Origin of the sequence: Streptomyces sindenensis (assembly GCF_014649035.1) — a bacterium.
GTDB classification, from domain to species: Bacteria; Actinomycetota; Actinomycetes; order Streptomycetales; family Streptomycetaceae; genus Streptomyces; species Streptomyces sindenensis.
This window is the reverse complement of record NZ_BMSG01000016.1, coordinates 128,111-151,600: the sequence shown is the minus strand read 5'-3', so window position 1 is coordinate 151,600 and position 23,490 is coordinate 128,111. Positions and strand designations below refer to the sequence as shown.

Here is a 23,490-nt window from a genome sequence, read left to right as displayed (position 1 = left end):
CCGACGCCTCACCGAAGACCTCAACCGCGAGTGATCAACGGCTTACCCAACACTTTCTCAGACGACGCAGCATCGTCCCTCCTTCTGGTCGGCGAGTCGGCTCGCCTTCTCGTCAGTAGATCGTCGCGGAACTCGATCACACCGAGCGCGTACAGCACATCGAGCCCGAGGACGAACCACTGGAAAGAGACCGGAGAGTGGTGGCCAAGCCGGACACGTTCGGCGCGGAATCTCGACCAGGTCTGGGTAACGGTCACCGGCATGTCGAGGACCCGCAGGATCTGCGCACCTACGGCGAGCAGGGAGCGGTCCGGGGAGATCCCCTTCGTCGGAGTGATCACGCGGCGCTCCGGTCCGCCGCGCTCGGAATCCAGCCGTCGGGTGGCACGTCGAAGACGTCGCACCGCTGGAAGGAGTGAGCGATGACAATCCATGCGCAATACATCGAGTTCAGGCTCGGTGCGGCGTTTCCGAGAATGTACTCCTGCAGTGCGGCCCATAGCTTGTCCTGGTCGTCGGTATCGGCCCGGACCTGGTCGTAGTACACCCGGAACCCCTGGGCGACCCGGTCTGCCTCGTCCGGTGCGCCGAGCCCGGCGTAGTATCCCTCGACGATATGGCTGTGCCCGATCCCCTGGATCAGCGCGCCGCGGACGTCACCGGAAAGACCGTTCCACTCGATCTTGTACTTGTTGACTTCAGGGAGGGCCGCGAGCGGCTGCGACGTGCGCCGCTGCTCACCGAGCCGGGCAAGCAACGCCTCGAGATCGGTGAGTCCGATGCCGTACGTCTTGTCCTGGACCGGCAGCTCACAGCCGAGGAGATCTTCCGTGGCGATCCTGTCCAGTCGCATGACGTCGTTCCATAGGCGGTGCCAGCCGTAGTGCTCCACTCGGCGCGGGCGCAGCTTCTCCTGAGCCTCGGACATCATCACGCTCAACTCCGGGTGCACGCCCTTGAGATCGTTGACCGCGAAGCGGAACGTGTCGAAGGCATCCGGCCGTTTCACGAGCGCCTTCTCCAGGTCCGAGGCGAACTTGCGCTTGACCCGGGCGATGTCGTCGGTCTGCGGTGAATAGCACGCCCAGAGCACCCGGTCCCAGAGGAGGAGCCCGTCGGCGCCCATGTCGCCGAGATTTCCGTGTGTGCGTACGGGCACGAAGTCGGGGTGCCGCAGGCTCAGCAGCTTGTGGATCAGCTGCTCGAAGCTCTCGCCTGGCATGTCGGTGAGCTGTTGGCGCAGGGTGAGCTGCGCCAGCATGCGCTGAGTGAAGTCCACGTGGTCGATTCCCCCGTCGAAGTGGTCAGGCTCTGCCGCGAAGAGTGCTCAAGGAAGTGCCGTCGTCCGTGTGCCAGGCATCCCAGCCGTTGGCCTTTGCCCCGGTCGCCGCCTCGCACGCGCCGGACGGTGAGGTGCAGATCCGGCCGTCATCCAGCCGAAGACTTCCCTCGGCGGTGATGTGTGCGCGGTGCTCCTGGCCTAGGTTGCGGCGGCGCCAGGTCAGTCGCTGCCCCGGCCGTAGCAGTCCTGAAGCGATCAACTTGGCGAGGGCGCCTGGCTGGACCGTCACCTCGTCCAGGGCAAGCAGACGTCGTAGCACGCTGTTTGGTGTGTCGATCAGCGGCTTGGCCTCGCGCTGCAGGCGCGCGAAGACTTCTGCGTCAACGGTGATGCTGTGCTCGGGCACGGCCCCCCTTCCCTCGGAGTATTTTTTTCTCTCCGTCTTTCGTCGAGAAAAAAAGTCTTACGGTCCCGCGCTGGGTTGTCAACACCTGGTGTGCGGGGCGCGCGCTACGGCTTGTCTGATTCTGGGCTGTTGGCGCAGTCAATGACGTGGGAGTGCTGTGGATCGTGATTGCCCAGAGCCTTCTGGCAGGGTGGGGCTGGCTCCGCAAGCTGCCCCGTGTCCGGGTCTGCGAGGCGATGGGGCAGTTCCGGCAACTGGCGGGCCGTCAATCTCATGTGGAAAAGAGCCTGTACCTAAAATCCTTGGTTAACTTCCGTGATCCGCTCATACGCACCTCCGGGTTGTCGGCGGGCGGCGCGCCGTGCTGGTCGCGCCCTCCGCCGCCTGCGTCAGCATTGGCAAGGTGCGGCTGGAGGCGTTCGGCTCGCTGCGGCCGGAGGAACGGTTCGAGGCGCTGTGGCTGCTCGCGGAAGGGTTCGAGTCCCGGATATTTGCCGTGACCGGTTCTCGGTGCGATAGGCATGTGCCGTCGAGGAGGCCGAGGGCGAGCAGGCCGCCGTCGTCAGTCGTACCCGTAGCCGGATCGTCCTGGCTACGGGGCCCGAGTGGCTCGCCGGAACTCACTCGCGGCCTCGCCTGCACCTGGCCACAGCTGCGCGCCAGAGCCCCCGTTTGCTCGCAGACAGGGCGGGCGAGGGCCCGGTTGTGACCATATGGCGGTGTGCGGCTCCAGGGTCTCGCCCCTCACGGGGGTGGTCCGTGTACGAGGGGGACGGGACGGAATGCGGCCGAGTCCGATGCCGTTGTGCGCATGGTGGGGGCGTGGCTTGTGGCAGGTGTTGCGTTGTGCGAGATCACTCACGCGTAGAACAGCAGGCTGTATTGACGGTGACTGCAGGACGGCCGGATCGAGCGGGATCTGATCCGGACGGGCCACGCCCCCGCGGGCCGACTCGACGACGAACTCCGCTTTGTGCGTGTCCGAGCATGCGGTGGGCGGGAGTCCGCGCAGTGGTGGGGCCTGGCGGACCCCGGTAAGCCGCACGGCCAGCCGGCCGGCTTCTGGGCCCAGACCGCCCCGTCCCAGGGCGGGACCCCAGCAACTGAGCGGATCTTCTACAGCACCACGGAACGCCCGGGTACCCACGCCGTGTCGCCCGCCCTTATCCGCCTGGCCACCAGGGTCAACGCCGCGGGCAACCTCACCTCGCAGGCGGGCACCAGCGCCTGGAACCCGACCTTGCTCGAGATCGCGGTGCTCGGCTGCCACGCGAACAACGGCGCGGGCGCCCTTGCCCTGGGAAAGCCGGACGATGCCGAGGCGCTGGCCCTCGCCGTACACCAACTGCGCCAGGCACCGGACTATGCGGCGGCGCTGTCCCTGCCGCTCCCGCTTTACCTGGCCGGACTGGCTCAGGCGTGCGTCCTCCCGATGCTTGTGCAGAGTGATGAGGCTTCAACAGGAGCGACGGCGGGGCCAACTGTGGAGCAGGAGCAGGGGAGCACGACGGACGACGATTCGGACCCGGACCTCATGGACGCGGCGGGGCTGACCACGGAACCCGAAGGGGGAGACGACGAGGGGTGAGGCTCGTCTCCGGCGGGGCCCCGGGCCGAAGCGGTTCTCCGGGTAAGCGGCCGATGCACAGCCGCTGGCTCCGCGATCTGCGTGGTTCGGTGGCGGTGCCACGTCGTGTGGTTGGCGCCGAGACGGAGCAGTCTGAGGCAGCAGCCACGAACAGGGCGGCGCCGCCTTGGCGCTCGCTCTGTGTGTGTCCGATGGGCCATCAGAACGGCTCTGACCAGGTATTACTCTCTCGCGGCTGGAGGCTGACCGTCGAATATCCCTCGGAGTGGGGGACGTATGTGGGACGGGGAGCCTAAAACGAGGGTAGAAAACAGGGCAAAGCGTGCTCCCGGGCGACGAAAAAGCCCTCCGCAAGTGATCTTGCGGAGGGCGTGAAAGCCTCTGACCTGCATAAACGTGCGCCCCCGGCAGGACTCGAACCTGCGGCCAAGCGCTTAGAAGGCGCCTGCTCTATCCACTGAGCTACGGGGGCCGGGAGCCCTGATCGGTGGTTCCGTGGCCGTGCCGGGACAAGGATAGGGCTCCGATCCCCTGGACCCGGTTGCTTCACCTGCGTGGCACGATGTGGAGGTTCAGTGAAGCGAACCGATAATCGCAGGTAGGTACGATTTCCGCAGCGCTTTTCGCCCGCTGCGCGCCGGGTGTTGTGCACTCGTTATGCCCCTGCCCCACTCATCCCCTCTGTCCTGGCTCTGTCCAGAGGGTGGAACCGCCGCGCAGAGGTGTCTATACGCTTCAAAAAGGCTCTAAAATTGGGCATTCTTCGCATGTGGTGACCATGGACGTACGGCCTCAGCTCATCGACGCACTTTCCGCCCTGCGCGACCGTGTCGCCGCCGTGCGTCTCCCACTGCCCCTGCCGGGGGCCGAACGCGCCCGGCAGACCAGGGTCGAACTCCTCGCCCAGCTCGACGACTACCTCCTGCCGCGGCTCAAGGACCCCGAGGCGCCGCTGCTCGCCGTGATCGGCGGATCCACCGGGGCCGGGAAGTCCACCCTGGTCAACTCGCTGGTGGGGTGCCGGGTCAGCGAGGCCGGCGTGCTGCGGCCCACCACCCGGACCCCGGTGCTGGTCTGCCACCCGGACGACCACCACTGGTTCGCGGGGGTGCGGGTGCTGCCGCAGCTCACCCGGGTCTGGCTGCCACCGGGTCAGGCCCCGGACCCCGAAGGTCTTGACGATCTAGCCGCGCGCGGCGAGGACGGGGAGGCCGCCCTGCGGGTGGAGACCGCCGTCAGCCTGCCGCGTGGGCTCGCGATCCTGGACGCCCCCGACATCGACTCGCTCGTCGTCCGCAACCGCGTCCTCGCCGCCGAACTCATCTGCGCCGCCGACGTCTGGGTCATGGTCACCACCGCCTCGCGCTACGCCGACGCCGTGCCCTGGCACCTGCTGCGTACCGCGAAGGAGTACGACGCCGCCCTCGTCACCGTCCTCGACCGGGTGCCCCACCAGGTGATCGCCGAGGTCTCCCGGCAGTACGCCGCCCTGCTGACCCGGGCCGGGCTCGGGGACGTACCCCGCTTCACCATCCCCGAACTGCCCGAGTCCACCGGCGGCGGCAGCGGACTCCTCCCCACCAGCGCCGTCGCCCCGCTGCGCGCCTGGCTCGCCCACCGGGCCCAGGACCCCGCCGCCCGGCAGCAGGCGGTGGGGCGTACCGCCTCCGGCGTCATCGAGTCGCTCAACGTCCGGATGCCCGCCCTGGCCTCCGCCGTCGCCGCCCAGTACGCCGCGTCCGTACGGCTCACCGGGGCGGTCGACGAGGCGTACGGCAAGGAAGCCACCCGGATCCGGCGCCGGCTGAAGAACGGGGCGGTGCTCTCCGGGGACGCGCGGACACGGTGGCGCGGCTACCCCCTCTACAGCTCGCCCGAGGAACTCCTCGAAGCCCTCGTCGACAGCCTGGTGGCCCTGCTCCAGTGCTCGGTCTCCGCCGCCGACGAACAGATCCGCACCCACTGGCGCCGCGAACCCGCCGGGGCCCTGTTCCGCTTCGAGGACGCCGGGCGCGAGGCCGGGGGCTGGGGCCCCGCCGAGGACGTCGAAGGACGGATCGCCGTCGCCGTACGCCGGTGGCGCCGGGTCCTGGAGGAGCTGGCCGAGGAGGAGGTGCGTCAGCTCGACCGCAGCGTGGCGCCCGCCCCGGAGAACGTCGCAGCCCTCCTCGCGGCCGCCCTGCTCGGCGGGCGCCGGGCCCGTGCGGCGGGGGAGCAGCTCGCCGAACGCATCGGCGCCCAGGGCGCGCTGCGCCTCCGCGACAAGGGCGGCGAGCTGCTGACGGCCACGCTCGACCAGGTCCTCGCCGGCGAACGCGAACGCCGCCTCGCCCCGCTCGACGCGCTCGACGTGGGCCCCGAACCCCAGGCCGAACTGATCGCCGCGCTTTCCGTACTGCAGAAGGAGAGGTGGCAGCGATGACTGCCGTCACGGACGAGGACCACGGCAAGGGCACGGGCAAGGGCAAGGGCGACGGCGAGGTGGAGCCGGGCGGGGCCGGGGTCGGGCGCGAGGACGGACGCTGGGACGACGGGCTCATCGCCCGGCGCGCGGCGGCGGCCGCGGCCCGTGGCACCGACGCGCCCGTGCCCGTCCTCGCGCCCGCCGACGACGACGCGGAGCCGCAGGTCGAGGCGTACGCCCCCGCCGGCGGACCCCTGCCCACCCGGCTCGACGCCCTGCGTGAACTCGTCGGACTCTCCCGTGCCCGGCTCGACCGGGACACCCTCGCCGAGGCGGGCCGCGTCCTGGACGAGGCGGCGGCCCGGCAGCGGCTCTCCTCCCGGCACACGGTCATCGCCGTCGCGGGAGCCACCGGCAGCGGGAAGTCGACCCTGTTCAACGCGCTCGCCGGGGCCCCGATCTCCGACACCGGGCTGCGCCGCCCCACCACCTCCCAGCCCATCGCGTGCAGCTGGACCGACGGGGCGGCCGGGCTGCTGGACCGCCTCGCCGTCCCCGGGCGGCTGCGGCGCAGGCCCCACCCGGGCCCCGGAGCGTCCGACGAGGCGCTCCAGGGGCTCGTCCTGGTCGACCTGCCCGACCACGACTCGGCGGCCACCGAGCACCGCGACCAGGTGGACCGGGTGCTGGCCCTGGTCGACGCGGTGATCTGGGTCGTCGACCCCGAGAAGTACGCCGACGCGGCCCTCCATGAACGCTATCTGCGGCCGCTCGCCGGGCACGCGGAGGTCACCTTCGTCGTCCTCAACCAGACCGACCGGCTGCCCGGCGAGGCCGCCGACCTCGTCCTCGACGACCTCCGACGCCTCCTCGACGAGGACGGCATCGCGCTCGGCGAGCACGGCGAACCCGGCGCCACCGTCATGTCCCTGTCCGCCCTCACCGGCGACGGGGTGCCCGAACTCCGCGAGATGATCGGCCGGTTCGTCTCGGACCGCACCGCCGCCACCCGCCGCCTCTCCGCCGACGTCGACGCGGCGGCGGCCCGGCTGCGCAGGGTGTACGTGGCCGAGGGGCGGCCCGGCCTCGGCGAGCGGGCCCGCGAGGAGTTCACCGACCGGCTGGCCGAGGCCGTCGGCGCGGCGGCCGCCGGACAGGCCGCCGAGCGGGAGTGGCGCCGCAACGCGAGCCGGGCCTGCGGGACACCGTGGCTGCGGCTCTGGCGCTGGTACGAGAACCGGGGCCTGCCCGGCAGCCTCGACCGGATGGGCCAGGCGTTCACCCCGCCCGAGGAGGAGCTGACGGCCCGGCAGCGGGTCGAGCAGGCGGTGCGGATCGTCGCGGACGACGCCGCCGACGGGCTGCCCGGGCCCTGGGCGCAGGCGGTGCGCGAGGCGGCGTTCACCGGGGCGCGGGGGCTGCCCGAGGCGCTGGACGAACTGGCGGTCAAGGCCGGGACGTCCGGCGCGGCCAAGCGGGGCGGCGGTACGGAGACGGGGAAGGGGAAGGGGAAGGGCACGGCCGAGCGGCTCGGCGGCCGCCCGCCCAAACCGCCCCGGCCGAAGTGGTGGCCCGCCGCGGTGCTGGCCCAGGCGTCGATGACGCTCCTCCAGATCTTCGGCGGCCTGTGGCTGGTCGGGCAGATCATCGGCGTCCTGGAGCCGGGGCTCGTCACGCCGGCGCTCATCATGCTGGCCGGCGTCGTCGGCGGACCGTTGGTCGAGTGGGCCTGCGCCGCGGCCATCCGGGGGCCGGCCAGACGGTACGGGCAGGACGCCGAACGGCGGCTGCGCGAGGCTGCGGCCGGGTGCGGCCGGGCGAGGGTCCTGGATCCGGTCGCGGCCGAGCTGGTGCGCTACCGGGAAGTGCGCGAGCGGTACGTGACGGTGACGGAGTTTTCCACAACCGGCCGGTAGTCCACAGGCCCTGACGCGATTTCCTTCCGGCCCCCACCATGGAGTCCGTACCCACCGCCGTACGACGAGGTACACGCGGTGCGACACGGAAGACCAGGAAAGCGGGGGCGGGAAAGTGAACGAGACGTTGGTGACCCTGGTGGGTAACGCGGCGACGGCGGTGGACTTCCGGGAGACGGCCACCGGAGGAATGGCGCGATTCCGTTTCGCCGTCACTCCACGCCGCTGGGACCGCGAGAAACAGCTCTGGACCGACGGCCGCACCAGCTTCTACACCGTCTGGTCCTGGCGGACGCTCGCCGCGAATCTCGCCGGTTCCGTTTCGGTCGGAGAACCCTTGCTCGTGCACGGCCGGTTGAAGGTGCGCGAGGAAGAACAGGCCGGTCAGCGCCGGACGTTCGTGGATGTCGAGGCCGTCGCCGTCGGCCACGACCTGAGCCGGGGGACGGCCGCGTTCCGCCGGGCGCCCCGAATGGAACCCCATCTGACGGAGCGTCCGGAGCGCATCACGGACGGCGACGCGGAGGTGTCGCGGAAAGAACGGGAAGAGGTCGGCGCAATGGCCGCAGTGTCCTGAAAAGACTGTTCGGCGACGCGTTCGAGTCCGATCCCGCGATAACGATTCCGATTCGGAATGGTTGGCGAAGGGCGGTACGGGGGACTCACCTCCGCCCGTTCCTTAGGATTCCCAGTGCTCATGGGTCACTTGGGTCTGCTGGCGAGGCATTCCCCACACGCGCACCACGCGCGAGGGCCTCGCCCGGAGGGGAATTCTGTGTTTTCTGCGCCTTCAGCGTCCGCTGCGTCGTCCGGCACGACAGGAGCGGGCCCCGGCCGCGGGATCCTCCGCCCGGTCGCCGCGCTACTGGTCTCCGGCCTCGTCGCGGCTGCCGCGCTCGTCGGCGCCGGACCGGCGGCGGCCGACGAACCGGGACGCCACCAGGGCGGCGCGGCCGCGGTGCTCGACGGACTGAAGACCTTCGACAGCGCCGTGCTCCGCATCGCGGGGGAGAACGGCGCACCCGCCCGGACCCAGGAACTGCCCGCCGGACTGTTCGAGATGACCGTGGACGGCGGCGGCAAGCTCAAGACCTACTGCGTCGACCTCCACAACCCCACCCAGGACCAGGCGAAGTACCTGGAGACCCCCTGGGCCGAGACCTCGCTCGGCGCCAACCCGAACGCGGGCAGGATCCGCTGGATCCTCCAGCACTCCTACCCCCAGGTCGACGACCTGGCCGCGCTCGCCGAGGCGGCCGGTACCGGTCCGCTGACGGAGCGGACCGCCGCCGCCGGGACCCAGGTCGCCATCTGGCGCTACTCGGACAACGCCGACATCACCGCGTCGGACAAGCAGGCGGAGAAGCTCGCCGACTGGCTCCAGCGCAGCGCGCGCCCGGAGAAGGAGCCGCGGGCCTCGCTGACCCTGGAGCCGGCCGCCGTCTCCGGCCGGGCCGGGGAGCCGATCGGTCCGGTGACCGTCCGCACCGCCGCGGGCCAGGTCTCGGTGTCGCCCCCGGTCGACGCGGCGGCCAGCGGTGTCCGGGTCACCGACAAGAAGGGCGCCCTGGTCACCAAGGCGTCCGACGGGGACCGGCTCTACTTCGCCGTGCCGAAGGACACCGCCGACGGCACCGCGTCGCTGACCGTCCAGGCCACCACCTCGGTGCCGGTCGGCCGGGCCTTCGTGGGGACGGGCCGCACGCAGACCCAGATCCTGGCCGGTTCCAGCGAGTCCACCGTCTCCGCCCGGGCCACCGCCACCTGGGCCGAGACCGGCGCCGCCCCGGCGGTGACCGCCCGGAAGAACTGCGCGAAGGGCGGGGTGGACGTCACGGCCGCCAACCGGGGCGACGAGCCGTTCACCTTCGAGCTGGCCGGTGAGGAGCACACCGTCGCCGCCGGGGAGACCAGCACGGTCACCGTCCCCGTCGCCGAGGACCAGGCGTACGACTTCACCATCACCGGGCCCGCCGGGTTCAGCCGCACCTTCACCGGGGTGCTGGACTGCGCCACCAGCGGCAGTGTCCTGGAGAGGGAGAGCGAGGAGGCGGGCGGCACGGGCAACGACATCGGCACGCGGAGCGCCGAGCGGTCCGTCCCGGCCACGACCGGCTCCGCCTCGTCGGGACTGGAGGGCGACCTCGCGGCCACGGGCGGCTCCAGCGCCACCCCGAAGCTCGCCGCCGTCGCCATCGGCCTGCTCGTCGTGGGCGGCGGCGCGGTCTTCGCCCTCCGCCGGAAGAAGCCGCACGCCGACGGTGAGTGAACGCCCGTCCACAAGTGGTGACCGGGGTTCCGGTGCCGGTGGGCGGACGGGTTTCCTTCCGGGGGCGGGTGTCAGGCAAGATGGATGTATCTGCCCACACCTCTATTGCTGCCGGACGGTTTCTCTTGGCTGAGTTCATCTACACCATGCGCAAGACGCGCAAGGCGCACGGCGACAAGGTGATCCTTGATGACGTCACCTTGAACTTCCTGCCCGGTGCGAAGATCGGTGTCGTGGGCCCCAACGGCGCCGGTAAGTCCACGGTGCTGAAGATCATGGCGGGCCTGGAGCAGCCGTCCAACGGCGACGCGTTCCTGTCGCCCGGCTTCACCGTCGGCATCCTCATGCAGGAGCCGAAGCTCGACGAGTCGAAGACCGTCCTGGAGAACGTCCAGGACGGCGCCGCCGAGATCATGGGCAAGCTCAAGCGCTTCAACGAGGTCGCCGAGCTCATGGCGACCGATTACTCCGACGCGCTGATGGAGGAGATGGGCAAGCTCCAGGAGGACCTGGACCACGCGAACGCGTGGGACCTGGACGCCCAGCTGGAGCAGGCCATGGACGCCCTGGGCTGCCCCCCCGGCGACTGGCCGGTCACCAACCTCTCCGGTGGCGAGAAGCGCCGCGTGGCGCTCTGCAAGCTCCTCATCGAGGCCCCGGACCTGCTCCTCCTCGACGAGCCCACCAACCACCTGGACGCCGAGTCGGTGAACTGGCTGGAGCAGCACCTCTCGAAGTACGCGGGTGCCGTCGTCGCCGTCACCCACGACCGGTACTTCCTCAACAACGTCGCCGAGTGGATCCTCGAACTCGACCGCGGCCGCGCGATCCCCTACGAGGGCAACTACTCCACCTACCTCGACAAGAAGGCCGCCCGCCTCAAGGTCGAGGGCCGCAAGGACGAGAAGCGCCAGAAGCGCCTCAAGGAGGAGCTGGAGTGGGTGCGGTCGAACGCCAAGGGGCGTCAGACCAAGTCCAAGGCCCGTCTCGCCCGGTACGAGGAGATGGCGGCCGAGGCCGACAAGATGCGGAAGCTGGACTTCGAGGAGATCCAGATTCCGCCGGGCCCCCGGCTCGGTTCCATCGTCGTCGAGGTCGAGAACCTCTCGAAGGCCTTCGGCGACAAGGTCCTCATCGACGACCTGTCGTTCACGCTGCCCCGTAACGGCATCGTCGGCGTCATCGGTCCGAACGGCGCGGGCAAGACCACGCTGTTCAAGATGATCCAGGGCCTGGAGACCCCTGACAGCGGCTCGGTCAAGATCGGCGACACGGTCAAGATCTCCTACGTCGACCAGTCCCGCGCCAACATCGACCCGAAGAAGACCCTCTGGGCCGTCGTCTCGGACGAGCTGGACTACATCAACGTCGGCCAGGTCGAGATGCCGTCCCGCGCCTACGTCTCCGCGTTCGGCTTCAAGGGCCCGGACCAGCAGAAGCCGGCCGGCGTCCTCTCCGGTGGTGAGCGCAACCGCCTCAACCTGGCGCTGACGCTCAAGGAGGGCGGCAACCTGCTGCTCCTCGACGAGCCCACCAACGACCTCGACGTGGAGACCCTGTCCTCGCTCGAGAACGCGCTGCTGGAGTTCCCCGGTGCCGCCGTGGTCATCTCCCACGACCGCTGGTTCCTGGACCGCGTCGCCACGCACATCCTCGCCTACGAGGGTGACTCCAAGTGGTACTGGTTCGAGGGCAACTTCGAGTCGTACGAGAAGAACAAGATCGACCGCCTCGGCCCGGACGCGGCCCGCCCGCACCGTGCCACGTACAAGAAGCTCACGCGAGGCTGATCGTCTTGGCCCGTCACCTCTACAGCTGCCCCCTGCGCTGGTCGGACATGGACGCCTTCGGCCACGTCAACAACGTGGTCTTCCTCCGCTACCTGGAGGAGGCGCGCATCGACTTCATGTTCCGGCTGGCGCCCGGGGACGGTTCCCCGTCGTTCTCGGGCGGGTCCGTCGTGGCCCGGCACGAGATCGACTACGTACGGCCGCTGGTCCACCGGCACGAGCCGGTGACCGTCGAGTCGTGGGTAACGAAGATAGGCGCCGCGTCCCTGACGATCGCCTATGAGATCAAGGACGACGACCAGGTGTACGTACGCGCCTCGACCGTCGTCGTGCCGTACGACCTGGCGGCGGAGCGGCCCCGGCGGATCTCCGCCGAGGAGAAGCTCTTCCTCCAGCAGTACCTGGCAGAGGAGCCCGCCGCGGCATGACCGTGCCCGTTCAGTCGCTGCTGTTCGCCGACCCGAGGGAGGCGGCGGATCTCGCCGCCTTCCTCGGCCGGCTGCTCCACTACGACAGGGCCGCCGCGGTCCGGTTGCAGGCGGGCGGCGGCGACGCGCTGGCCGTGTTCGGCCGCCCGCCCTCCTTCGAGGTCCTCGCCATCCGCACCGCCCGCCTGGCCCGCCCCGAGACGCTCGACGTCACGGTGTCGGCCGGGGAGCTGCTGGAGTCCCTCGACGTCCCCGGCGACGGCGGGGGTGAGGGCTCGGGGGAGCGGGGCGGTGTACTGCCCGCGCCCGTCACCGGGCCGCCCTGGACCGGCGTCCTGCCGCCCCGGGGGCCCTGGCTGGAGCAGGCGGGGCTGCCCGGTCCCGACGCCCTGCGCGCCGCTCTCGACGAGGCCGTCGCCGAATTCCGTACGCGGGACGAGGCGCTGCCCGAGGAGGCGCGCACCCGCGCCGAACGCGACCGGATCGGCCGCGAGATCTGGTCCCGGCCGGTCGGCGCCACGGACCTGCCCCTGCGCGCCGTGCACGCCGCCCAGTCCCTCGGATTCCTCCGCCCCGACCCGGACTTCCCCGTCTCGCTGCTGTCGGCCGGCGGCTGGCTGCGGCTGCGGACGCCCTTCGGCTCCATCGCCCTGCGCCGCGACGCGGCCGGCGGCCTGGGCGGGCCCGGCGGGCTCAGCCTCTCGGTCGGGCGCGGCTGAGGCAGCCGTACCCGTCGGCGGCCCGGGCCCACCGGGGCCCGGACGCCTGATCCGCTACTGCTTCTCCGGTGCGTCCTTCGCCGAACCGTTCTCCGGCGCCCCGTGCGCGTCCGGCCAGACGCCGATATGGTCCTGCTCCAGCTCCAGCAGCACCCGGTGCTCCATGTTCAGCGCCCGCGTGTAGTCCGCGGGCAGCTGGAGCCGTCCCGCCCGGTCGAGCATCGCGTACTCCCGGGCCACCTGCGACTCCTGGCCCGTCGCCGCGTCCACCTCCGTGCGGCGCAGCACCTCGGAGGACGTACGGCCGTCACGGATCGCGACCGTACGCCGGACCTCGTTCGCGACCGCCTGGTCATGGGTGACGATCACGATCGAGGTGCCCAGCTCCTCGTTGGCCCGCCGGAACGCGGCGAAGACCTGTTCCCCGGTGGCGGAGTCCAGCTCACCGGTCGGCTCGTCCGCCAGCAGCACGGACGGGTCGTTGGCCAGCGCCACCGCGATCGCCACCCGCTGCTGCTGCCCGCCGGAGAGCTGCTGGGGCCGCCGGTCGCGGCAGTCCGCGATGTCGAGCATGGCGAGCAACGACTCGGCGCGGGCCGCCCGTTCACGCTTGCTCCCACCGCCGCGCAACTGCATGGGCAGGGTGATGTTCTGGATCGCGGAGAGATACGGGAGCAGATTGCGGGCGGTCTGCTGCCAGACGAACCCGACCACGTCCCGCCGGTAGCGCAGCCGTTCCTTCGGGCCCATCGACAGCAGATCGCAGCCCGCGACCTTCGCCGAGCCCGCCGTCGGCACGTCCAGCCCGGCCAGGATGTTCATCAGCGTGGACTTGCCGCTGCCCGACGCCCCCACCAGGGCCATCAACTCGCCCTCGGTGACCAGCAGGTCGAGCCCCTGGAGGGCCTGCACCTCCACCCCGTCCGTGGTGAAGATCCGCACCACCCGGTCGCAGGCGATCAGCGCGTCGTGCCCGTAGGAGGGGCGGTCCCGGCGGGCCGCCGCCCGCCGCTCCAGCTCCGCCAGCGTCGTCTCGGCCGCGCGGTGGGTGCCTGCCGTCCCGCTGGACGTGGAGGTGGACGAGGTCATCGGGAGTCTCCTGCCCTGAGTTCGGTGATCGATCCGCGGCGGCTCGCCCACCACGCCTGGACGCCCGCGACCGCGGCGGCGAGTGCCACCACCCCGGCGGCCGGGAGCGCCAGCGACCAGAGGTCGGCGCGCAGCGTGACCGGGCTCGTGTCCGATCCGGCGACGCCCGCGAGCGCGAGGGGCACCAGATCGATGCCGGGGGAGAGCAGGACGATGGTCGCCCAGCCGGTGAACAGGCCGCCGCCCGCCGCCAGCAGCGCCTGCGGTGTCGCCTCGAAGGCCAGCAGCCGCCTGCCCTGCCCGGTGGTGAGCCCCATCGTGCGCAACCGCGCCAGCAGCGTCCTGCGCTCGGGAGCGGTCTGGAGCAGCGACAGCAGAACGGCCAGCAGGGCGTACCCGGCGCCCGCCGCGACGGCCGCCAGATAGATCCGCTCGGCCCCCGCCTGCATCGGGGTGTTCACATACCGCGCGCGCTCCTCGGACCGCAGCTGTACGACGAACTCCTCGCCCTTCCCGGCCGCCGCCGCGCGCAGCTTCTCCGGGTCGGGGGCGCCGGTGAGCAGCAGCGTGGTGGGCGCTCGCTGCTCCAGGGAGGCGGAGTTGACGATCAGGAAGTTCGTGGAGGCGAGCGATGCCATCCGCTCGACGGTCCCCACCACCCGGATCTTGAAATTCCCGGAGAGTGTGTCGACCGCGTGCGCCTCTTTGCCCAGCCGGGCCGCCACCGCCGGGGAGGCGATGACCGGCAGCACCCGCTCCGGTCCGGACGCCACGCCCTCGGGCAGCGGTGCCGAGGGGCCGGTCGCCTTCAGTAGGCCGTCCGGGAAGACCGGCAGTCCGGTCGCACGGGCCAGCCGGGTGTACGAGGCCGGGTCGACGCCCACCATGGTCGTGGCCCTCGCCCCGGCCGTGCCGCCGCCACCGGGGCCCGCGCCCGCACCCGTAACCCTGTCGTCCGTACCGCTGCCGTCCGCGCCGCCGTCAGCGGCCGCGGTCTCCGGCATGGTCACGCCGAACTCGATCCGCAGCGGCGCCGCGCTCCGCACCCCGTCCAGCTCGCTCACCGTGCGGACCAGCTCGTCGGGCAGCGTCGCCCGCTCGGCCTTGCCGCTCACCCGGGCGTCCGCGCCGACCGCCGTCAAGGCCGCGTCGTCCCGCGCGTCCCCGATCCCGGCGATCACCGAGCCGCCGAACGCCGCCGTGGCCAGCGCCAGCAGCAGAGCCAGCAGCGGCAGCGCCCCGCCCGCCGAGGAACGGCCGGCCCGGGCCAGCGACAGGAAGCCGATCGCCCCGCGCAGCCGGGCCATGGGGCGCGCGGCAAGACGCAGGGGCAGCGGATAGAGCCGTACGAGCACCAGCGCCGCGATCAGCGCCACCAGCACGGGTGCGCCGCTGACCAGCAGATCGGTGCCGCTCCCGGACGTACCGCGGCGGCGCAGCGCCGTCACCGCGCCGACCGCCAGCACGAGCAGGGTCAGTTCGGCGACGGTCCGCCGACGCGAGGGCCGGGCGCTCACCATGTCGTCGCGGGCACCGTGCAGCGTGGGCCGGATGTGCTGGAGCGTCGTCCGCAGCGGCAGCGCGACGCAGACGAGCAGCCCGACGCCCGCCGCCGCCAGGGCCGCCGGCCACCAGCGGCCCTCGCCCACGGCCAGTACCGCGAGAAGCAGTCCGAGCGCGCTCGCGGGCAGCACGGTCACCGAGGTCTCCGCGAGCAGCCGGCCGCCGATGCCGCGCAGCGAGCCGCCGCGCGAACGCATCAATGCCAGTTCGGCCTTGCGGCGGGCGGCGATCAGAGCGCCCGTCATCACCAGGACGACGGCGGCCACGGAACCGATGCCGAGGGCGGCGACCGCGATCACGGGGCTGAGCGCGTCCCGCATCCGCGCATTGCCTTCCACGATGTGACCGAGCCCGGTGAGGAGCACCGCGGTGTCCCCGGCGATCGCCCGCACCTCCAGCAGCCCGGGGCCGCTCTCCAGCGAGGCGATGACCGACGCCAGCCGGTCGCCGTCGGGGCCGGTGAGCGCGGAGGCGTCGGGCGGCAGCCGCCAGAAGAGAGCCGGTTCGGTGGCGGTGCTCAGGAGTGCGGGCCCGGCGTCCTCGGCCAGCAGGACGGTGCCGGTCCAGTAGTTCTGCGGGAATCGGCTCGTCGGGTCCGGGATCAGCGACGGGGTGCGCACCAGCGGATCGGCGGACCAGTAGCTGCCGCGCGGGTCGCGGGGGGCGACGATGCCCGTGATGGTCACCTTCAGCGGGTCCCCGACCGCCGTGGGCAGTTCGAGGGTCGCGCCGACCTTCATGTTCAGCGCGGCGGCCGTCTCCTCGGTGACCGTGCCCCGCACCGCACGCGAGGCGGACGTCACCTCGGCGGGCGTCGTCGGCCAGGCGCCCGAGACCAGCCGGGCGTGCTTCTTCAGCCCCGTCTGCGCCGTGTACGAGAGCTGCGGCGGCACCGTGTCGGGCCTCGGCAGCCACGGCTCGGTCGCGACGACCGGTTTCGTGGTGCGCACGCCGTACGCGACGGACGAGGTGTCCACGCGCAGCGGCGCGGGCAGGGCCTTGACGAGCGCACCGCCGATCCGCTCCAACTCCGGGGTGCGGACCGCGGCCTCCCGCTGCTCGCGCGGCAGTTCGAGCCCGGGCTGCGGGCGGGCGACCTCCACGGTGCTGCGCTCCGCGTCGGCCCGCCGGATGTCGTGGCGCAGCCCCTTCGTCTCGTACGCGTCCACGGCCCGGGGGAACGCCGCGGCGAGGAACGCCGTCACCAGCACCAGCACCGCGAGGGCCACCGCCGGGCCGGGTGCGGTACGCAGCCGGGTCCGTATCCAGGGGGCGTTCGCCGCCCGCTTGCCGTCACTCATGTCAGTGGTCCCCCTGGTGGCGCAGTGTGACCGCAGGATCGCCGCGGCGCAGCGCCATCGTGGCGACGATCACGAGCGGCAGGGCGGCGACCCCGGCCAGCAGTGCGGCGACCTGCCCGGCGGGCAGCTCGACCAGCACCGGCGGCACGGGCCGGTCCGCCTGTCCGGTCAGCACGATGAGCGGGACGACGGCCCGGGTCAGGACGGTGCCGATGCCGAGCCCGATCAGCAGGGCGAGAGCGATCAGCACGCCCTGTTCGGCGGCGATCATCCGGGCCAGCTGGCGGCGCGGGGCGCCGAGCGCCCGCAACACGCCGAGCTCCGCCGACCGTTCGCGCCGGGACCCCGAGGCGCTCACCGCGAAGCCGACCGCCGCCAGCGCGGCGGCGACCACCGCGACGGCGGGTAGCGCCGACTGCGGCCCGGCCCCCAGCGGATCGTCCACCAACCGCTGGGCGGCCTCGTCCCGGACGAGGACCTGCGCCGGGTCGGTGTCCGGCAGCGCGCGCAGGGCGGCGGCGACCTTCGGGGCGTCGCCGGGGGCGGCGCTCAGCCACCACTCGGTCGCCTCGATCGTGGCCGTCGTCCGCCGGGAGAGGACCTCGGTGACCGCCTTGAGGTCCAGCAGCAGCGCTCCGCCGTACTGTGCCGGGTCCGCGGTGCCCGACAGTTCGGCGGCCCCGGTGGTCGGCAGCCGGCGCACCGCGTCCGCCAGGGTCACCCGGACGGTGTTCCCGGCCAGGGTGAGGTCGATCTCGTCGCCCAGTTTCGCGTTCGCGTTCTTCAGGTAGGCGTCCGTCGCGACCGCCTTGAGGGGCGCGGCCTTCGGCCGGGCGGCGGCGATCCGCAGGGTGCTGGTGCTCTGCCCCCAGCCGTCCTCGCTCTCCACGCCGGTGTCGTACGTGAAGTCCGGCAGGCCCGGTGTCCCGTTGCGCACCGGCGGTTTGCCGGGGCGGCTCTCACCGTGCTCGGTGAGCGTCATCGAGGCGTCCCAGCGCACCGATGCGGAGACCCGCACCGGGCGTTCGGATCCTTCCGATCCCTTCGAGGCGTCCGATCCTTCCGGGGCGTCCGATCCGTCCGATCCGTCCGGGGCGTCCGGGGCGTCCGGGGCGTCCGATCCTTCCGGGGCGTCCGGGGCATCGGGCGAGCCGGAGCCGGAAGCGTTGTTTTCGCCGGAGCCGGTGACCACGCGTACGTCGCTCACCGTGATCCGGCGCTTCTGCGCCTGGCCGAACGGCGGGTTGTCGTCCACCTCGATACCGGTCACGGCCAGACCACCCGCCGCCGGCACCGCGAACGACACCGGGACCGGGCGGCCGTCCACGGGCACCGGGCCGGCCAGGAACCGGTGGGGGAGGCCGTAGCGGTCCTCCAGGAGCACGGTGACCACCGGCGGACGCGCGTCCGGATCCACGGCGGATCCGGAGGGCTTCGGCGACACCGTGGTGATCCGCAGGTCCAGCTTCACCCGGGTGCTGTCCTTCGGGAGGACGAGCCCGGGGCGCGGGGCCGGCTTCGGGGCGATGGTGTCGAACACCCGGCGCGGGCTCTGGCCGGCGAGGTCGGAGCGCATCAGCATCCCCTCGTCCGCGTGGGCGGTGTCCAGGGCGAGGATCTCGGCCGTGCGCCCGCCGGAGGCCTCCACCGTCGTCCGGTGAGCGGGGGCCGCCTGCCGTACCCCGTCCAGGCCGCTGTAGAGCCCCGCCGTCGCCGGGCCGCCGCCGTGCCCGCCCACCAGCCGGACCGAGGCGCCGGAGCCGAAGTCGGCCTGGTCGGACTGCGAGCGGTTCCACGAGGCGCTCTGCCCGATCGCCAGCATGCCCATCGCGACCGACAGGACCAGCAGCAGCACCGGGCCCGCGCCGCGCAACGGGCGGCGGCTGAACTGCCAGCCCGCCAGGGCCGCAGGCAGCCCCCGGCCCTTGGCCGCACGCCGTTCCGCGAGCCTCGCGGCGGGCGGCAGCAGCCGCAGCGTCAGGACCGTTCCGGCGAGCAGCGCGAGGGCGGGGGCGGTGACCAGCAGCGGGTCGATCCCGAGGTCGCCGGCCCGGTCGCCGGTGAGCGCCCCGCCGCCGGCCTGCCGGTCCAGCTGCCAGTACGCCACCGCCGCGATCAGCAACAGCCCGAGGTCCGCGCCCGCCCGGACCGGTCCCGGCAGCGACGCGGCCCGGGTCCGGCGCCCGCCCGCCCCGGCCGCCAGCGACGGCGCCACCACGGCCAGCGCGCAGGCCAGCGCGACGGCCGCGGAGACCAGCCACACGGTCCCGGTCGCGGCCTCGCCGACGTCCAGACCGATCCGGGACAGGGCACTGCGTTCGGCCAGCAGCCCGGTCAGCGGCCCCGCGAGCAGCGGGGCGACCACGGCGGCGGGCACGGCCAGCAGCAGCGCCTCGATCGCGGCGAACGAGGTGATCCGGCCCCGTGAACCGCCCCGGGCCCGCAGCAGTTCGCGCTCGCCGTCCCGCTCGCTGTTCAGCAGCCGGGCCACGAGCAGCAGGGCGTACGCGGCGAGCAGCACCAGCTGCACCGCGACGATCATCAGCGTGGAACGGGAGACCAGCAGCGCCCGGTCGAGCTGGTCGAGCACGGTCGGCAGCGACATGCGCGCGGTGACACCCGACGCGAACACCGGCGCGGCCGTCAGCGCCTTCGGTGCGCCCGCCGACGCGTCCCGCAGCCCCTCCATGGAGCCGGTGGTCAGCGTGGCGAAGTCGGCGGACGCCAGCCAGGAGGTCTGCCCTCCGCCGAGCGCGCCCGAAGCGAGGACCGACGGGTCGGTGAGCAGCGGGCCGTACGTCGTGAAGGCGAGCTTGCGCACTCCGCGTCCGCCGAGCGGGTCCAGCTGCCAGTACGGGTCGGACCGGTCGGCGGCCTCGTAGACGCCGGTGACGAGGACCCGCTGCTTCTTGTCGTCGTGCAGCCGGTCGGTGACGGTGAGCCGTGCGCCCGGCTTCAGCTTCAGCGCCTCGGCGGCCACGACGGGCAGCGCGACCTGTACGGGCCCGGTGCCGTCGGAGGCCGCGGGCGCCTTGCCCTCGGTGATCCGCACCCGGTCGCGGTCGAGGGCGGAGAAGTGGGTGAGGTCCGGTTCGCCGCGCCGGGCGGCCGGGTCCTGGAGGCTCCGCGGCAGCGCGTACGACCCTGAACTCTCCAGCTTCCCCACGGTCACGGGCAGCCCGTCGAAGGCGTCGCGGGAGGCCTTGCGGACAGCCTCGTCGGCCTCCGCGCGCTGGTCGTGGTCCACCGACGCGGACACGACGAGGGCGGCGGACGCGGCCGATCCGTGGGTGAGCGTGTGGCGCAGGGCCGCGTCTCCGACGGAACCCACGAGCGCGGTGAGCGCCGCCAGGACGGAAGTGGTCAGCAGGACGGCGAGGACGGCCGCGGAGAGCAACAGGCGATGAGCCCGTACCCGCAGAAGGACGAAACCCGTCACCTGATCCCCCAGCCCCGGAAACATCACATGCGCACGCACGCCCCCCGACGTACAGGTGATGCTTGCAGAGGCACCGGGGTTTCGGTAACCGCTTACAGGTGCACCTTGATGCGATCGTGATCGTTATCCGGAGGTGGAGCGTCGAATTCCGGTGACATCCGGTCACGGACCGTTCACACGTCGGCCCGCCTCGCTGGTTCGCGTGTCAGTCCGCGGTGTTGACCATCGAGGCGGCGGCGTACGTCAGGTAGTCCCACAGCTGCCGCTCGTGCTCGGGCGCGAGCCCCAGCTCGTCCAGCGCGACCCGCATATGGGAGAGCCAGGCGTCATGCGCCGCGCGGTCCACCCGGAACGGCGCGTGGCGCATCCGCAGCCGCGGGTGGCCCCGGCGGTCGCTGTAGGTGCGCGGACCGCCCCAGTACTGCATCAGGAAGAGCGCGAACCGCTCCTCGGCCGGGCCCAGGTCCTCCTCCGGATACATCGGCCGCAGCAGCTCGTCGCCCGCCACGCCCTCGTAGAAGCGGTGGACCAGGCGCCGGAAGGTCGCCTCGCCGCCGACCTGCTCGTAGAAGGTCTGCTCCTGAAGCGTGTCGCGCGGAATCTCAGTCACCCGTCCATGGTCGCAGACGCACAGCCCGAGGTCAGCGGTCCTAGGACCATCGTCCGGGCTCGTGGGTCGCGCCCCCTCTCGCCCTCACGGCCCCGGCGCAGGAGAGTGGAGGCATGGGTGCACACCGGCAGAGCCCCTCCCCGTCCGCCCCCGACGCCGAGGCCGACGCGGCGCGGGACGCCCTCGTGCGCGAGATCGTCGCGCGGGGCGGGCTCACCGACCCCGTCTGGCGGACCGCCTTCGCCGAGGTGCCCCGCCATCTGTTCGTGCCGTTCTTCTACGTGCACGGGATCGGGGGCTACGAACGCCTCGGGGCCGAGGACGCGGACCCCGGCCGGCGCTCACGATGGCTGCACGGCGTCTACGCGGACGGGGCGCTGGCCACCCGCCTCAAGGACGGCGAACTCGTCTCGTCCTCCAGCCAGCCGTCCCTGATGGCGCTGATGCTCGACGCCCTCGACGTACGGGACGGCCACACGGTCCTGGAGATCGGCACCGGCCCCGGCTACAACGCTGCCCTCCTCGCCCACCGGCTCGGCGACCCCGCCGTGACCAGCGTCGATCTGGACCCGGAGATCACCGCATCGGCCCGCGACCACCTCGCCGCGGCCGGATACCACCCGACGGTGATCACCGGCGACGGGGCCCTGGGATGCCCGGAACGTGCTCCGTACGACCGGATCATCGCGACCTGCACCCTGCCCTCCATACCGCCGAGCTGGCCGGAACAGTGCCGTCCGGGGGCGTTGATCCTCGCGCCGCTCGCCACGGGGCTGGTCCTGCTGGAGGTCCGCGCGACGGCGCACGGCCCGCGCGCCGAGGGGCACTTCCTGCACACCCCGGCCTACTTCGTGCCCCTGCGCGGGGCGCTGCCGCCGGCCGACGGGCTGCCGTACCTCGGCGGACTGCCCCGCCAGGTGGTGGGCGAGGACCTGTTCCGGTTCCTCCTGACGCTGACCGCGGGCACCCTCGATCCGCACGAGGCCCTCTCCCTCTGGGAGCGCGAGGGGCGCCCGCAGCGGGAGAGGTACGGCATCACGGTCGGCCAGGGCCGGCAGTGGGCCTGGCTCGACGACCCGCAGGGCCCTTGCACCTGGCCGCTCGCCGTCGGGCGGTGAACGGCCGGGTGTACGAAGCCTGCGGAACCGGTCCGGGCGGCCTCAGTCCCGGCGGACCGTGATCGTCGTCCACGCCCCGACGTGCACCTGGTCGCCGTCCTGGAGCGGTACGGGGACGTAGGGCTGGATCGGCTCCTCGGCGCCGTTCAGCGTGGTGCCGTTGGTGGAGTTCTGGTCGACGACCGCCCAGCCGCCGTCCGGCTGCTGCACCAGCACCGCGTGCTGGTGCGAGACGCCCGGGTCCTCCGGGGGCACCGAGAGATCGACGTCCGGGGACTCGCCGGTGCTCTGCCGCCGACGCCCGATGGTGACCTGGCTGCCGGTGAGCGGAAGGCGCTGCTCCGGGGAGTACGCGGGCAGGTTCAGCCCGGTCGCCTCGGGGCCGCTGCGCTGCATCATCGCGAGGAAGTACGCACGGTCCGGGGCGATCACGGCGGTCCAGGTGGCGGCCTGCTGCGGCCCGCTCTGGCCGGGCACGCCGCCGTGCTGCGGGCCCTGGTCGTACCCCTGGTCCTGCCCGTGCTGCTGGCCCTGGCCCTGGCCCGGGTGGCCTTGACCCGGGTGGCCCTGACCCGGTCGGCCCTGGTCCTGGTGGCCCGGGTGCCCCTGGTGGGGGCCCGGCTGCTGGAACTGCTGGGGTGGCTGCTGCGACTGCGCCTGGGAGGGCGGCGACAGCATCCAGTCGTCATCACCGCCGGTGTGCCCGGACGGCTGCGGCGGCGCGGGCGGCGCCGACTGCTGCTGCTGCGGCGGTGCGAAGGGCGAGGCCTGCTGGGGCTCGAACGGCGACGGAGCCGACTGCTGCGGCTCGAACGGCGAGCGCGTCGACGGCGGGCCCTGCTGCTGGAACGAGGACGGCGGGGGACCCTGCTGGAACGACTGCGGAGGACCGCCCTGGCCGCCGTTGCCCTGGGGACCGCCGTTCCCCTGCGGACCGCTGTTGCCCTGCGGACCGCCGTTGCCCTGCGGACCGCTGTTGCCATGCGGACCGTTCTGCTCGGGGGTGAGCGGCTCGGCGGGGCGGTTCATCTGCGAGGGCCGCGAGCCCTGGTAGTCGAACGGGTCGCGCGGCTGGGGCGCACCGGGCGGACCGCCCTGCGTACCGGGACCACCGGGGCCGGGCTGGCCGCCGGGGCCGCCCTGGCCGCCGGGGCCGCCCTGGCCGCCGGGGCCGGACGGCCCGCCGGGGGTCTGCGCCTGGAAGCCGGGCGGCAGGTTGAGGCCGGGCGGCGGGCCGCTGGGCGTGCTCTGCTGCGGGGCCAGCGGGGTGTAGGAGGTCGCCGTGTTGGTGAGGAAGTTCCAGCGGCACTCCTCGCAGAACGGCGCCATCGCCTCGCGCGGCGTACGGCACTGCGGGCAGAGCTCCGCCTGCATGGTGGGCTGTCCGCCACCGGTGCCGGAACCCGGCTGCGGGTAGCCGTAACCGGGCGCGGGCGGCGGAGGAGGCGGCGGGGGCACCGCGCCCGCGGGCGCACCGCCGGTCGTCATGCGGTGTCCGCAGACCTCGCACCAGTCCTCGGAACCCGACTGGTGTCCGTTCGGGCAGGTCGGCATGTCGGCGCTTCCCC

General features: G+C 72.6%; 17 protein-coding genes and 1 tRNA gene. 9 read left to right on the top strand and 9 right to left on the bottom strand.

Annotation, left to right across the window (positions count from 1 at the left end; genetic code table 11):
• Positions 1-20: 20 nt before the first annotated feature.
• From IE145_RS19130 to IE145_RS19120, 3 genes are read right to left on the bottom strand one after another with little or no spacing between them, the layout of a single operon-like run.
• Positions 21-341, bottom strand: a complete 321-nt coding sequence (locus IE145_RS19130) for an ABC-three component system middle component 6 (RefSeq protein ID WP_229825656.1) — start codon at positions 339-341, stop codon at positions 21-23.
• On the bottom strand, positions 338-1,279 hold the full coding sequence (locus IE145_RS19125; protein WP_189526478.1) for an ABC-three component system protein: 942 nt from the start codon (positions 1,277-1,279) through the stop codon (positions 338-340). The genes IE145_RS19130 and IE145_RS19125 overlap by 4 nt, the downstream gene beginning before the upstream one ends.
• Positions 1,280-1,304: 25 nt before the next feature.
• A complete protein-coding gene (locus IE145_RS19120) occupies positions 1,305-1,688 on the bottom strand; it encodes a DUF4357 domain-containing protein (protein WP_189526476.1) in 384 nt (127 codons plus the stop codon).
• An 892-nt stretch (positions 1,689-2,580) separates the two neighbouring features.
• Here IE145_RS19120 and IE145_RS19115 point away from each other — a divergent pair.
• On the top strand, positions 2,581-3,276 hold the full coding sequence (locus IE145_RS19115) for an RNaseH domain-containing protein (RefSeq protein ID WP_268246821.1): 696 nt from the start codon (positions 2,581-2,583) through the stop codon (positions 3,274-3,276).
• A 399-nt stretch (positions 3,277-3,675) separates the two neighbouring features.
• Here IE145_RS19115 and IE145_RS19110 read toward each other — a convergent pair.
• Positions 3,676-3,748: transfer RNA gene (locus IE145_RS19110), tRNA-Arg, on the bottom strand.
• A 306-nt stretch (positions 3,749-4,054) separates the two neighbouring features.
• Between IE145_RS19110 and IE145_RS19105 the strand changes: the two genes are divergently transcribed.
• From IE145_RS19105 to IE145_RS19075, 7 genes are all read left to right on the top strand, one after another.
• Positions 4,055-5,698, top strand: a complete 1,644-nt coding sequence (locus tag IE145_RS19105; RefSeq protein ID WP_189526474.1) for an ATP-binding protein — start codon at positions 4,055-4,057, stop codon at positions 5,696-5,698.
• Complete coding sequence (locus IE145_RS19100; protein ID WP_189526472.1) at positions 5,695-7,596, top strand: GTPase; 1,902 nt, start codon at positions 5,695-5,697, stop codon at positions 7,594-7,596. The genes IE145_RS19105 and IE145_RS19100 overlap by 4 nt, the downstream gene beginning before the upstream one ends.
• A 115-nt stretch (positions 7,597-7,711) precedes the next feature.
• Positions 7,712-8,173, top strand: a complete 462-nt coding sequence (locus IE145_RS19095) for a single-stranded DNA-binding protein (RefSeq protein WP_189526470.1) — start codon at positions 7,712-7,714, stop codon at positions 8,171-8,173.
• A gap of 198 nt (positions 8,174-8,371) precedes the next feature.
• On the top strand, positions 8,372-9,865 hold the full coding sequence (locus IE145_RS19090) for a Cys-Gln thioester bond-forming surface protein (protein WP_189526468.1): 1,494 nt from the start codon (positions 8,372-8,374) through the stop codon (positions 9,863-9,865).
• 125 nt (positions 9,866-9,990) lie between these two features.
• A complete protein-coding gene (ettA, locus tag IE145_RS19085; RefSeq protein WP_079134174.1) occupies positions 9,991-11,655 on the top strand; it encodes an energy-dependent translational throttle protein EttA in 1,665 nt (554 codons plus the stop codon).
• A 5-nt stretch (positions 11,656-11,660) separates the two neighbouring features.
• Positions 11,661-12,083 (top strand): acyl-CoA thioesterase, encoded by a 423-nt coding sequence (locus IE145_RS19080; RefSeq protein ID WP_006124496.1) that lies wholly within the window; start codon positions 11,661-11,663, stop codon positions 12,081-12,083.
• On the top strand, positions 12,080-12,802 hold the full coding sequence (locus IE145_RS19075; RefSeq protein ID WP_189526466.1) for a DUF8010 domain-containing protein: 723 nt from the start codon (positions 12,080-12,082) through the stop codon (positions 12,800-12,802). The genes IE145_RS19080 and IE145_RS19075 overlap by 4 nt, the downstream gene beginning before the upstream one ends.
• 54 nt (positions 12,803-12,856) lie before the next feature.
• Here IE145_RS19075 and IE145_RS19070 read toward each other — a convergent pair whose 3' ends face one another.
• From IE145_RS19070 to IE145_RS19055, 4 genes are all read right to left on the bottom strand, one after another.
• On the bottom strand, positions 12,857-13,891 hold the full coding sequence (locus IE145_RS19070) for an ABC transporter ATP-binding protein (RefSeq protein WP_189526463.1): 1,035 nt from the start codon (positions 13,889-13,891) through the stop codon (positions 12,857-12,859).
• Complete coding sequence (locus tag IE145_RS19065) at positions 13,888-16,755, bottom strand: ABC transporter permease (RefSeq protein WP_189526461.1); 2,868 nt, start codon at positions 16,753-16,755, stop codon at positions 13,888-13,890. The genes IE145_RS19070 and IE145_RS19065 overlap by 4 nt, the downstream gene beginning before the upstream one ends.
• Position 16,756: 1 nt before the next feature.
• Positions 16,757-20,194, bottom strand: a complete 3,438-nt coding sequence (locus IE145_RS19060) for an FtsX-like permease family protein (RefSeq protein ID WP_189526459.1) — start codon at positions 20,192-20,194, stop codon at positions 16,757-16,759.
• 205 nt (positions 20,195-20,399) lie between these two features.
• On the bottom strand, positions 20,400-20,804 hold the full coding sequence (locus IE145_RS19055; protein WP_189526457.1) for a globin: 405 nt from the start codon (positions 20,802-20,804) through the stop codon (positions 20,400-20,402).
• Positions 20,805-20,917: 113 nt separating this feature from the next.
• On the opposite strand from IE145_RS19055, the gene IE145_RS19050 reads away from it, so the two are divergent.
• Positions 20,918-21,922, top strand: a complete 1,005-nt coding sequence (locus tag IE145_RS19050) for a methyltransferase domain-containing protein (RefSeq protein ID WP_189526455.1) — start codon at positions 20,918-20,920, stop codon at positions 21,920-21,922.
• Positions 21,923-21,964: 42 nt separating this feature from the next.
• Here the strand turns inward: IE145_RS19050 and IE145_RS19045 are convergent, their stop codons facing one another.
• Positions 21,965-23,476 (bottom strand): FHA domain-containing protein, encoded by a 1,512-nt coding sequence (locus tag IE145_RS19045; RefSeq protein WP_189526453.1) that lies wholly within the window; start codon positions 23,474-23,476, stop codon positions 21,965-21,967.
• Positions 23,477-23,490: the final 14 nt, after the last annotated feature.

Coding starts and splice junctions, on each gene's coding strand:
- IE145_RS19105 (WP_189526474.1), top strand. CDS start 4,055: ATGGACGTACGGCCTCAGCTCATCGACGCACTTTCCGCCCTGCGCGAC.
- IE145_RS19100 (WP_189526472.1), top strand. CDS start 5,695: ATGACTGCCGTCACGGACGAGGACCACGGCAAGGGCACGGGCAAGGGC.
- IE145_RS19075 (WP_189526466.1), top strand. CDS start 12,080: ATGACCGTGCCCGTTCAGTCGCTGCTGTTCGCCGACCCGAGGGAGGCG.
- IE145_RS19070 (WP_189526463.1), bottom strand. CDS start 13,891: ATGACCTCGTCCACCTCCACGTCCAGCGGGACGGCAGGCACCCACCGC.
- IE145_RS19065 (WP_189526461.1), bottom strand. CDS start 16,755: ATGAGTGACGGCAAGCGGGCGGCGAACGCCCCCTGGATACGGACCCGG.
- IE145_RS19050 (WP_189526455.1), top strand. CDS start 20,918: ATGGGTGCACACCGGCAGAGCCCCTCCCCGTCCGCCCCCGACGCCGAG.
- IE145_RS19045 (WP_189526453.1), bottom strand. CDS start 23,476: ATGCCGACCTGCCCGAACGGACACCAGTCGGGTTCCGAGGACTGGTGC.